11 protein-coding genes and 1 pseudogene are annotated in these 11,000 nt (G+C 69.6%); 5 read left to right on the top strand and 7 right to left on the bottom strand.

Going from position 1 to position 11,000, the window contains the following annotated elements; genetic code table 11:
- The first annotated feature begins 144 nt into the window (after positions 1 to 144).
- The gene (locus tag ACT3UN_RS15970) at positions 145 to 672 is read left to right on the top strand and encodes an aminoacyl-tRNA deacylase (RefSeq protein ID WP_441579697.1); all 528 of its coding nucleotides are present in this window, start codon (positions 145 to 147) and stop codon (positions 670 to 672) included.
- A gap of 27 nt (positions 673 to 699) precedes the next feature.
- On the opposite strand, the gene msrA is transcribed toward ACT3UN_RS15970, so the two are convergent.
- Together msrA and ACT3UN_RS15960 are read right to left on the bottom strand one after the other, a co-directional pair.
- A complete protein-coding gene (gene msrA, locus ACT3UN_RS15965; RefSeq protein WP_444657572.1) occupies positions 700 to 1,389 on the bottom strand; it encodes a peptide-methionine (S)-S-oxide reductase MsrA in 690 nt (229 codons plus the stop codon).
- Complete coding sequence (locus ACT3UN_RS15960) at positions 1,386 to 3,098, bottom strand: ribonuclease H-like domain-containing protein (RefSeq protein WP_444626715.1); 1,713 nt, start codon at positions 3,096 to 3,098, stop codon at positions 1,386 to 1,388. Before ACT3UN_RS15960 ends, msrA begins: the two co-directional genes overlap by 4 nt.
- Positions 3,099 to 3,199: 101 nt before the next feature.
- On the opposite strand from ACT3UN_RS15960, the gene ACT3UN_RS15955 reads away from it, so the two are divergent.
- Entirely contained in the window at positions 3,200 to 3,814 is a 615-nt protein-coding gene (locus ACT3UN_RS15955; protein WP_301443420.1) for a DUF6474 family protein, read from the top strand.
- 188 nt (positions 3,815 to 4,002) lie between these two features.
- A complete protein-coding gene (locus ACT3UN_RS15950; protein WP_301443421.1) occupies positions 4,003 to 4,359 on the top strand; it encodes a histone-like nucleoid-structuring protein Lsr2 in 357 nt (118 codons plus the stop codon).
- Between the two features lie 37 nt (positions 4,360 to 4,396).
- Here the strand turns inward: ACT3UN_RS15950 and ACT3UN_RS15945 are convergent, their stop codons facing one another.
- Together ACT3UN_RS15945 and ACT3UN_RS15940 are read right to left on the bottom strand one after the other, a co-directional pair.
- On the bottom strand, positions 4,397 to 5,047 hold the full coding sequence (locus ACT3UN_RS15945; RefSeq protein ID WP_301443422.1) for a response regulator transcription factor: 651 nt from the start codon (positions 5,045 to 5,047) through the stop codon (positions 4,397 to 4,399).
- Positions 5,048 to 5,118: 71 nt separating this feature from the next.
- Positions 5,119 to 6,345 carry a sensor histidine kinase gene (locus ACT3UN_RS15940; protein ID WP_441588441.1) on the bottom strand — a complete coding sequence of 409 codons (1,227 nt, stop codon included), beginning with the start codon at positions 6,343 to 6,345 and terminating at the stop codon, positions 5,119 to 5,121.
- Positions 6,346 to 6,367: 22 nt separating this feature from the next.
- On the opposite strand from ACT3UN_RS15940, the gene yidC reads away from it, so the two are divergent.
- Positions 6,368 to 7,753 (top strand): membrane protein insertase YidC, encoded by a 1,386-nt coding sequence (gene yidC / locus ACT3UN_RS15935; RefSeq protein ID WP_444657571.1) that lies wholly within the window; start codon positions 6,368 to 6,370, stop codon positions 7,751 to 7,753.
- Between the two features lie 27 nt (positions 7,754 to 7,780).
- On the opposite strand, the pseudogene ACT3UN_RS15930 reads toward yidC, so the two are convergent.
- The 3 genes and pseudogenes from ACT3UN_RS15930 to ACT3UN_RS15920 form a co-directional block, all read right to left on the bottom strand.
- Positions 7,781 to 8,479 (bottom strand): annotated as a pseudogene (locus ACT3UN_RS15930) (TetR/AcrR family transcriptional regulator); the annotation flags it as partial.
- A gap of 131 nt (positions 8,480 to 8,610) precedes the next feature.
- Positions 8,611 to 9,516 (bottom strand): universal stress protein, encoded by a 906-nt coding sequence (locus tag ACT3UN_RS15925; RefSeq protein WP_441579691.1) that lies wholly within the window; start codon positions 9,514 to 9,516, stop codon positions 8,611 to 8,613.
- Between the two features lie 173 nt (positions 9,517 to 9,689).
- Complete coding sequence (locus ACT3UN_RS15920; RefSeq protein ID WP_441579690.1) at positions 9,690 to 9,818, bottom strand: hypothetical protein; 129 nt, start codon at positions 9,816 to 9,818, stop codon at positions 9,690 to 9,692.
- 39 nt (positions 9,819 to 9,857) lie between these two features.
- On the opposite strand from ACT3UN_RS15920, the gene ACT3UN_RS15915 reads away from it, so the two are divergent.
- Positions 9,858 to 10,964, top strand: coding sequence for a pseudouridine synthase (locus ACT3UN_RS15915; RefSeq protein WP_444657570.1), 1,107 nt, complete (start codon positions 9,858 to 9,860; stop codon positions 10,962 to 10,964).
- The last annotated feature ends 36 nt before the right edge of the window (positions 10,965 to 11,000 follow it).

Here is an 11,000-nt window from a genome sequence, read left to right as displayed (position 1 = left end):
CGTCTGGAACGTGTTCAACTGGGACGACGTCGCCGAGCGCTTCGCCGCCGCCAAGAACTAGCGTGACGCGCTAGACGGACCGCACCCACGGCCCCGTACTCCCCGCAACGGGGAGGGCGGGGCCTTCGTGGTATCGCGACTAGGATGGTCACCGTGGGCAAGAAGAAGAACAGCACCGGCACCGGCAGCACCCCGGCCACCCTCGCGTTGGAGAAGGCGGGGACCACCTTCACGGTCCACACCTTCACCCACACCCCCGGGGTCACCGACTTCGGCGGGGAGGCCGCCAGCGCCCTCGGCGACGTGGAACCCGACCGGATCTGCAAGACCCTCCTGGTCAGCCTCGACGGCGGACCGCTGAGCGGGAAACTTGCGGTCACCGTGGTCCCGGTCACGATGACCCTTGACCTCAAGGCCGTGGCCCACGCCTTCGGCGCGAAGAAGGCGACCATGGCCGACCCGTCCGCCGCGGAGCGCTCCACCGGCTACGTCGTCGGCGGGATCAGCCCCGTCGGCCAGAAGAGGCTGCTGGACACGGTGGTCGACGCCGGCACCCGCGAACACCCCACCGTCTTCGTCTCCGGCGGACGCCGCGGCCTGGACATCGAGATCGCCCCCGGCGACCTGGTCGACGTGCTCGGCGCGCGCTTCGACCCCGTCGCCCGGCACTGAAAAGCCCCGGAGCCCCCGCGAGTCCCCCTACCCGCAGGTCACCCCGGTGGCGTGCACCGGGCAGTAGCCGCCCGGGTTCTTGTCCAGGTACTGCTGGTGCTCGTCCTCGGCCAGGTAGTACTCCCCGGACGGGGTCTCCGACAGCAGCGAGACCTCCGTGGTGATCTCGCCGAAGCCGGCCTCCGCCAACTTCTCGCCGTAGGACGCCACCTCCGCCGCGGCCACCTCACGCTGCTCCGGGGTCACCGCGTAGATCACCGAGCGGTACTGGGAGCCCACGTCGTTGCCCTGCCGGTCGCCCTGGGTGGGGTCGTGGTTCTCCAGGACGGTGCGGATCACGGTGCGCAGGTCCACCCGGGCCGGGTCGAAGACCACGTCCACGACCTCGGAGTGGCCGGTGCGCCCGGTGCACACCTCCCGGTAGGTGGGGTTGACGGTGTAGCCGCCGGCGTAGCCCACCGAGGTGGACTCCACCCCGTCGAGCTGCCAGAACAGCTTCTCGGCGCCCCAGAAGCAGCCCAGGCCGAGGACCACGTGCTCCTGGCCGTCCTTCCACGGGCCGGTGATGGGCGTGCCCAGCACGGTGTGCGGACGCGGGTTCTCCAGCACGGGGTGGCGTCCCCCTGCCAGGGCGGTGTCGGCGGTCGGACGTTCGGCGCGGAAAGGCCCGCCGGACTGGGCGGCGTTCATGGCGAGGATTCGGTCGAGGAAGCTCATACCCTGTCCAACGGACGGGACAGCGCAGGGATTCCCGGCGCGCCCCGACGCAGCCAGCTGCGCACGGCGGCGGTGGCGAAGCAGTCGTCGGCGTTGTAGCGCTCCAGGGTGCGCTGCGCCGCCGAGGCGGCCGTGCCCTCCGCGCCGACGGCGACCTCGAAGAGGTCCACGGCCACGCGACCGTCGACGTCGTCCTGACTGAAGGTGAAGCCCGCGAGCGGGGCGACCGCCTTGAGCCCCAGCGAGGAGTTGGCGGCGACGGCCGCGCCCACCAGGGCGAAGACGTCGACCCATTCCTCGGACGCCAGGAAGGCGTTGACCTCCTCCAGCGTGGGCATCACCGCCTCACCGCCGTCGGGCAGGGGGTACACGGTGCCGCCGTGGCGTCCTGCGTAGTGCCGGAGCCAGTGGTTCTCGCCCTGCCGGGAGTAGCAGTACACCCGGCAGGGGCGGCCCCCGCGCGCGGCGGCGGCGCGCCGCGCCGTCAACCAGGTCCAGAAGGACGCGACGTGGCGTCCTGCGTCCCCGTCGCGGCTGAAGTCGGTGAAGGAGCGGTAGACGCCGCCGTCGAAGGTGCCCCATAGGAACGTGCCACGGCTGGGGTGCGCCTCCATGTCCACGTCGATCTCCACGGCGTCGGCCAGTTCCTCGCCCATGGGGCTCTCCCCGTCGACGAGGTGCTCGGGCATGCGGAAGGTGTGGCCGCACCACAGGTCGGTGCGCACCATCCACCGGCGCATCGGACGCCGCAGGTAGCCCACCCCCGCCAGCCAGGCGGTGGCCAGCGCGGAGGTCTCGCCGGCGTCCTCGTGGGCCAGCTCCGCCAACGTGTCGACGCCCCGGTCGCGCCAGCGCTGCGCCCGGTCGCCCGGCAGCATCAGGCTGAGGTCCCCGGTACGCAGCAGGCGGGCCCGGCAGTGGTTGTGGAACTCGCAGGTACCGCACTCACGCACGCGCGTGGGCTCGGCCGGCACCGGCGCCTCCAGGGCGCGCACCAGCCCCGGCACGACTCGGTCGGCGGGGATGACCAGGCAGGACGCCAGGCCCGCGCCGATGAAACCGACGTCGCCGGACGCCACGCCCAGCACGTCGAGCAGCGTGTGCGCGACCGCCACCTTCTGCGAGTCCACCGGCGTGCTGCGGTGCTTCATGGCCACCGGCACCGGACGTGCCAGCCCCAGGACGCCGAGGTCGACGGTGCGCACCCCGGCGCCGCGGGCGGCGCGTCCCTGCGGCCGCGACGACGGGGCGCCGACCGTGTGGGAGGTGACGGTGACCGGCATGTACGTCATCGTGGTCGTCGGACCGGCCGCGTCGTCGGTGCGCACCAGCAGGTCCACGTCGCAGGCCAGGGCGCCGTCCGCCAGCCGGGCACCGACGATGAGTCGGGTGCCCGCGGCGATCGCCTCCAGCGTCTGCTCCCCGGCGGTGGCGTCGTCCACGACCTCCACCCGGGTCGGCACGAGCCGCTCCCCGAAGCGTGGCTGCGTGGGCAACGCCGCGGCGACCGCCTCACGCCGCAGCCGCGCCCGGTAGCGGGCGAGCGTGCGCTCCACCACGGACGACACCGTCAGCTCCGGCGACAGCCGTCCGGACCCCACGGCGCGGTTGAGTACCCGCCGGTGGCGGCACCCCGTCAGGTCCGACGGGGTGACGGGTCCCGCGGAACCCTCGGGTCCCACGGAACCACTGCCCTGATACGCCCACATACCGCCCCATACTATTGAGTAGACTGGCACGGAGAAAACAGCCGTCGACACGGTGACACGGCAGCAAAGGCAACCACGACAGGTACGGGAGAACATCGACCATGGGAATTCTCAGCTCGGCACGACGGCGCCGCCACGAAAAGCGGGCGAGCTACAAGGCGGCGAAGGTCCAGGCCCGCACCGAGGCACGTGAGACCGCCAAACTCGACAGGAAGAAGCAGGACTACCTGGAGAAGATGGCACGCAAGGTCCGCAAGGAGGAGTCCCGCAACCTCAAGGCGGAGCGTAAGCACGACGCGAAGCTGGCGCAGGCCACCGTGGAACAGATCAAGGCCGGCCGGTTCAACGCCAAGACGGTGGTGCGCTACACCGGCGCACTGCGCGTGCTGCTCCCCGTCGCCATCCCGCTGGCGTACCGGGCGTTCACCCAGCTGTCCCAGCGTTCCTCCGGCGCCGGCCGCGGCACGACGGCCGAATTCTCCAACTTCGTCGGAGTCGGCGCCCCGCAGCGCGCCCGGATCGCCGACCTGCGTACCCGCATCGACCGCGGAAATGTTCCCGACGGTTTCGCCAAGGACGCCAATGCCCGGCTCGACGAGTTGGAGAATTCACTCGACAATGCCTCGGGAATGTCCGACTCGCAGACGAGCAACCTCACTTCCAGCGTCTCCACGGAACTGGACCTGCTGGACCGTCAGTTCGCCGAGAAAGTCTGACGTTCCCCCTTCCCCCACTACTCTCCCCATAAGTAAAAGATCATCTTATATCCACCATGAAATGGCGGGAGATCATCGGGGATGACAATTAGTGCACGAATGGACTACACTTCCGGTCAATGGCACCTTCACATGCCACATATTCGCGCCATAAAGGCGCACACGACCGGAAGGAAGTAACAGAAACCATGGCACGCAAGGAAGTCACCCAGTTCTTCGATGACCTCGACAACACCCCGCTCACCGCGGACGAGGTCAACGTCGTCGAATTCACCTACAAGGGCTCCACCTACGTTCTGGACCTCTCCGAGGAGAACGCCCAGAAGTTCGCCGACACCGTCGAGCCCTACATCGCCGCCGGCACCAAGGTCACCCGCGTCCGCGGCCGTGGCCGCCCGGCAGGCAACACCGGCAAGTCCGATTCCGGCCGTAACCGCCGCATCCGCGAATGGGCACGGGACAACGGCCTGACCGTCTCCACCCGTGGCCAGATCGCCCGCGAGGTCATCGACGCCTACGAGGCCGCCAATCCCTCGGACCGTTGAGTCCCCGGCGGGGGTTGTGCCCCCGTCAGAGCATGCGTCACAGCATCCCCGCCTCACGTGCCGCCGCCACGGCGGAGGTCCGTGAGCGCACACCCAGTTTGTCGTAGACGTGGGCGAGATGCGATTTCACCGTGGCCTCGGACAGGAAAAGATCCGACCCGATGTCACGGTTCGACTTTCCCCGGGAAACGGCGTGGAGAACCTCGAGTTCGCGGGCGGACAACGTCGTCGCCGGATCCTTCTCCCGGTCACGTAGCCGGTGCGCGACCGCCCCGGACAGCGCCGCCGCCCCCTGCGCGGCCGAGCGCACACCGCTGATGAGTTCCGCCGGAGGGGAATCCTTCAACAGGTATCCCACCGCGCCGGCCTCCACCGCCCCGAGGATCTCCACGTCCGTGTCGTAATTCGTGACGACGAGGACATTGGGTGGGGCCGGGAGTTTCCGGATTCGTTCCGTGGCCTGTGCCCCGGTCTCCACCTCCCGCCCGGCCGCACCTGCACCGAAACGCAGGTCCATGAGGACCACGTCCACCCCCGGGCCGTCCTCCGCAAGGTCGGCGACGGCGTGCACCGCCGAATCTGCCGAATCCACCTCGCCGACGATGTCGATGTCCTCGGCGCTCTCGAGGACGGCACGCAGGCCCATTCTCACGATTTCATGGTCGTCCGCCAACAGGACACGAATCATGTCGTTTTCCTCCAGTGCCGTCGTTTCCGGGTCCATCCTACAATTCCCCCGTCGACGGCACCCCCGGACAATCACGGCCGCAGCGGCACCTCCACGGCGACGGCCGTGCCCGAACCCGGCGCGGTCTCCACGACCACGCTGCCTCCGAGGTCGCTGACCCGTCGACGCATCGTCGCCAGGCCGATGTGGCCTTCCCCGGCGCGCTCAGCCAGCGTGGACTCCACCTCGGGCAGGTCGAAGCCCGCGCCGTCGTCCACCACGTCGAGACGCACCGCGTCCGGGTTCACCGACAGGGTGACGCGCGCGCGTGAGGCTCCCGAATGCTGCCGGACGTTCGCCACCGCCGACTGCGCCACGCGCAGCAGCACCGTCTCCACGCTCACCGGGAGGCGCGCCTCGGCGCCGCCGGCCGCGTCCGCCGGGGCGTCCACACTGACCTCCAGCCCGTCGCCGGACGTGGCGCGGGCGAGACGCCGCAGCGCGTCCACCAACGAACCGTCGTCCAGGCCCGACGGCTGCAGCGCGGCGATCATCGCCCGGGTCTCCCGCAGACTGCCGGCGGCGACGTCGCGCGCGAGCAGGAGCTTGTCGACAGGCGGCTCCCCTACGTCCCCTGCGTCCCCTGCGTCCTTGTGCGCCCGCACGTCGCGCTCGGCGGCGTGCAGCAGCATCTGGATGCTCGACAGCCCCTGCGCCACCGTGTCGTGGATCTCGTGCGCGAGACGTTCCCGTTCCTCCACCACCCCGGCCGCACGCTCCGACTCCGCGAGCAGGTGGCGGGTGCGCACCAGCTCGTCGATGAGCCGGCGCCGGTCCTCACTGACCACGTAGAGGCCCTCGACGGTCACCCCGATCGCCACGGCGACCAGCCCGGACAGCACGGGCCCGAGGACCGCACCCGTCGACGGACCGGCCACCGCCACCGACAGGCCCGCGGCCACGACCGTCACCACCGCCGTCGCCGTCACTCCCCACCACAACGGCAGCAGGTACAGGTAGAGCGCGAACAACGCCAACGCCAGGTACGACGCCGTCGCCTCCTGCACCGCCAGCAGGATCCACAGGACGGTCAACGCCGTCAGCCACGTCACCCGCCCCGGCAGCGCCGCCGGCACCGGACGCGACAGCCCCGCCGCGGCGAGCAGGCCGAACGGCACCGCCGTCACGGCCACCAACGTCGGCGGACCGTCCCCCCGTCCCGCCGCCGACCAGACCGTGACCGCCAGCAGAAGGCCCACGAGGATGGCGATACCTCCCCGCATCACCACCGAATCCCGTACCGCGACGTCGTTGTCCATGGGAACACAGTATCCTCGACACGTGGAGTTCATCGAGTACCCGGTATCCGCAGTGATGAAGCTGTGGCACATGGCGCTGACCGCCATGGGCGTCGCCGACGCCACCGCATGGACGGCGTCGATCGCGCTGCTGGTGCTCACCGTCCGGCTCTTCCTCGTCCCCTTCGCCTACCGCGCCTACCGTTCGACGCGCGTGCTGGTGAACCTGCGCCCGGCCCTGCACGCCCTCGACGAGGAGTACCGCAACCGGCTCAGCCAGCCCGAACGCCGCGAACTGCTGAAGAAGCGCCGGGAGCTGCAACTCGCCAACGGCTACCGGGTGCGCGACGGTTGCGTGCCCGCCCTGATCCAGGTCCCCTTCTTCATCGGCCTGTACCGCATCCTGCTGCAGGTCGCCCGGCCCACGGACCTGGAGGCCGCGTCCCACCCCGGCATCGGGGCGCTCAGCGGGGACGACGTGGCGCACTTCCTCGACGCCGACATCCTCGGCGTCCCGCTCGCCGCGTACTCCACGATGACGGACGAGCAGTTCGCCTTCCTCGGCACCACCGGTGCCGAGGTGTTCACCTTCGCCCTGCCGTTGTGCATCACCGCCTCGGTGTTCACCACGCTGAACATGGCGTACTCGATCTACCGCAACTGGCTCACCCTCGACGAGAACAACGGCACCTCCCGCGCCCTGTTCAAGATGCTGTTCTTCCTGGCGCCGGTGGCGATCCTGGTGCCGATCGTCTTCGGACTCGCCGGCCCCGCCCCCGCGGCGATCATGTGCTACTGGGTGATGAACAACCTGTGGACCATGACGCAGAACATCAGCCTCCACCTCGTCCTCGACCGGCAGGTGCCCTACTCCGAGGAGTTCCGAGCCCACCGCGCCGAGGTCGGCGCGGCGCGCAAGGCCCGACGGGCCGAGATCAAGGACGCCGGACGCTCCCTCCGCGAGCGATCCCGCGAGCGCAGCGCCCGCATCAAGGCGTTGGACGGGACGCTGCGTCGTTCCTCCCCGGCGTCGGTGTGCGACGACGCCACCGCCGAGCGCGAGCGCCTCGTCGCCGAGGAAGCCGCCGACCGGGAGGCGACCGGGAGGCTCATCAAGCGCGAGAAGCTGGAGCGCGCCGCACGGCGCACGCGCCAGCGGGAACTGCAACGCCAGGCGATCGCCGCGAAAAAGGCGGCGAAGGCCTCGAAGGCCGGGCAGGATGCTGTCGGCGCGGCCGGGGACTCCGGGGACTCTGACGGCACGGAGGGACCCGAGAGCGCCGAGGGTGCGTCCGACGCCGTTCAGGCCGCCGAAACGTCCGGCCCCACCGCACCCAGCGCGCCCAGCGGAGGCCGGCACCGGCTGCCCGAGCCGGACGAGGACGCCGATGCCCGCCCCTACCGGGGGCGGCACCGCCTCAACCGCTGACCCCGGCCAGATCCGCCGAGGGGCGAAGATCGAGTACATCATCGGTGCCGTGTAGAGCATCTGCTTGGCGAGCTCACGCGCTGTCTCCAGCGGGGTGACGGTGCGGTTCATCTTCGCCCCGGCGATGCCGCCGTCGAGGAACACCATCAGCTGGTCGGCCAGGGTGCGCGAGGCGTAGCCGAACTTCTCCGTGAGCAGGTCCGCCATCGTGTCACGACACCAACGCCGGTGCTCGAGAGCGGCGGCGCGGATGCGGTGCTCGCTGTCGGTGTCCGGCCGCGGGTACTCGCTGGCGGCGTTCTGGAAGTGCGAGCCCCGGAAGTTCTCCCCCGGCTGCTCGGCGATGCACATGTCGAAGAAGGCGAGGATGCGGTCCTCCGGCTTCGGCCGGTCCTCGCACATCTTCTCCCAGCGCTCACGCCAGTCCTTGTCGAGCTCCTCGATGTAGGCCACCACGAGGTTGTCCTTGGAGCCGAACAGGGAGTAGAGACTGGCCTTGGCCACGTCCGCGTCACGCAGGATACGGTCGATGCCGATCACGCGGATGCCCTCGGTGGTGAACAGGTGCGTCGCGCTGCCCAGCAGGCGCTGACGCGGCCCCGGACGGTTGCGACGACGCGACGCCGCCGACTTCGACTTCGACGTTCCCCCGGCCCTCGTCGTCTTCTTCGCCTTGGACGGGGACGCGTCACTGCCGTCGGTCGTCGTGGAACCGGTGCCGGCCATGTCGTCCCTCCATGAGTACGGATTCGTTCTGTCGGCGGGAAAAGACCCGCCGTTCCTGCAGTATTTTACACAAGGCGGTGCCGCCGCCGACACACTGTCGGCGACGGCACCGGTGCGTGCCCGACGCCCCGCTACTTGTGGTTGGGGCGCACGACCATCATCGGGCAGGGCGCGTACTGCAGCAGGGCCCGCGAGGTGGAACCCAGCAGCATGCCGCGGAATCCGCCACGACCGTGGGAGCCCAGGACGAGGAGCTGCGCGTCGTCCGAGTTCTCCTTCAGGACCTGGATCGGACGGTCGCGCTCCACGACCTCCTCGACGGTGACCTCGGGGTACTTCTCCCGCATCGGCGCCAACTCGTCCTGCAGGATCTTGCGCTCCTGGGCGGACATGGCGTCCAGCTGGCTCTGCACGGCCGCGAGGCCGACGAGGCTGGTCTGCACCTGCGCGTCCGCCCAGCTGTGGACCGCGCGCAGCGTCGCGCCGCGCGCGTCTGCCTCGCGGAAGGCGTAGTCGAGCGCCTTGCGGGAGATGTCGGAGCCGTCGACACCGACGACGACGGGGCCGTACTTGTTCTCGACGGTGACGTCGTTGTCCTTGCGCACGACCACGACCGGGCAGGCCGCGTGGGAGACGACCGCCGAGGAGACGGAGCCCAGCACCAGGCCGGACAGGCCGCCGAGGCCGCGGGAACCCATTACGACGATGTCGGCGTCCTCCGAGAGCTGGAGCAGCAGGTCGATCGGGGTCGCCTCGCCGATGTAGTAGCTGACCTCGATGTTCTCGTCGAAGCCCGTGACGATCTCGCGGGCGTCGTTGATCTTCTCCATCGCCTCGTCCTCGAGCTGGTCGTACAGCTCCTGAGGCGGGATCATCCCGTCGGCGTACATAAACTGGGGCATCGTGTAGGCCGTGACGAGCTTCAACGGTGCACTGCGCTTGGCCGCCGCATTCGCGGCCCAGGCGACGGCCGCGGCCCCTGCATCCGAGCCGTCCACGGCGACGACGATTTCATTGGTGGCCTTGGCGTCCGACATCTCGGAACCCCTTTCAGGTGGGTGACTTCCAACAACCCCCATTATCCCCGCACGTGAGGTTCACCGCAGAAAACCTCCCATTCAGGGGTAGGTGCCCGGGGTAACGGGTGGTGGGCACGGGGGTGGGTATACTCGGCACCGACATGACGGGGTCGTCACTGTGACGAACCAGGTCAGGCACCCGCGCCCGGCGCACCCGGAGAATTACTCGGGAAGAAGAGCTCGTAGATAAACTCCACGGCGCCCAGAACGGCCTGACCGATGGTTGTCTGCAAGAATTCGACGATCTGAGAAGTATCCATGGACAGGAGCTTAGCCTGCGTAATCCACCGCTCCCAATAGTGGACGGACTCAATCCGTCCCGGGTCAGGGTCGAGGCCGAAGGCACGGCCGCCGCCCTCGTGCGTCACCTCATCGACAGCCAGCAGCACCACGATCCGACCGACGACTCCACCGCGATCACCGCGCGGTTCGACGAGGGCAAGGTCCGGCTGGACGACGGCCGCGTACTACGGCCCGACGACACGGTGACCGCCGGCGAGTTCCTCTGGTTCTACCGCCGCCCGGCACCGGAGCGTCCCGTCCCCGGCGAACTGAGGGAGCTGCACCGCAGTCCGCGCCTCCTCGTCGTGGACAAACCACCGTTCATGTCGACGCTGCCGCGCGGCCAGCACATCACCGAGACCGCGGTGGTCCGTGCCCGACGCCAATTCGGCATCGACACCCTCTCCCCCGCCCACCGGCTGGACCGGTTGACCCGCGGCGTGCTCCTGTTCACCACCCGCCAGGACGTCCGCGGCGCCTACCAGCGTCTCTTCGAGGCACGCGAGGTACGCAAGACCTACGAGGCCGTGACCGAGGTCCCCGAGGGCTGGTTGCCCCTGCTGCAGGACGCCCCGACATCGGACGGTGCCCGACCGCTGCTTCCTGTACCCGCCGGCGCCTTCGCAGCGGACAGCCCCGCCGGGCTGCACCCGGCACCCACGGTCGAAGAGCCCTGGGTTCTGCGCCACAACATGGTGAAACTGCGTGGCCGCATGGCCACGTACCTGACGCAGGACGCTCCGAACGCCGAGACCCGGGTCACCGGTGTGCGCCTCGAACGCCCCGCGATGACGCCGTTGGGGACGACAGACACGGTGGCGACGCCTGGGGCCGATGCGCCATGGCGCCTGGTGTGGACTCTCGAGCCGCAAAGTGGACGCACCCACCAGTTGCGGGTGAATATGCGGCTGTTCGGTGTCCCGATCATCGCCGACCCGTTGTACGGCGAGCTCAGCGACGCCGCACTGTGGGACGTGGATCAACCGATGCCGTTCGTGCCTGCCGTCGCCGACGAAGACTTCAGCCGCCCGATGGGGCTGACGGCCGTGAAGATGATGTTCACCGACCCGTTCTCCGGCGAGCTCCAGGCATTCCGCACGTCGTACCGGGCTGACGACTTCTAGCTGGCCGGCCCGTGCCCCCAGGGGCAGAGGGGTTGC

The organism is Corynebacterium sp. AOP12-C2-36 (assembly GCF_052379185.1).
GTDB lineage: Bacteria > Actinomycetota > Actinomycetes > Mycobacteriales > Mycobacteriaceae > Corynebacterium.
This window is presented reverse-complemented; position numbering and strand designations above follow the sequence as displayed.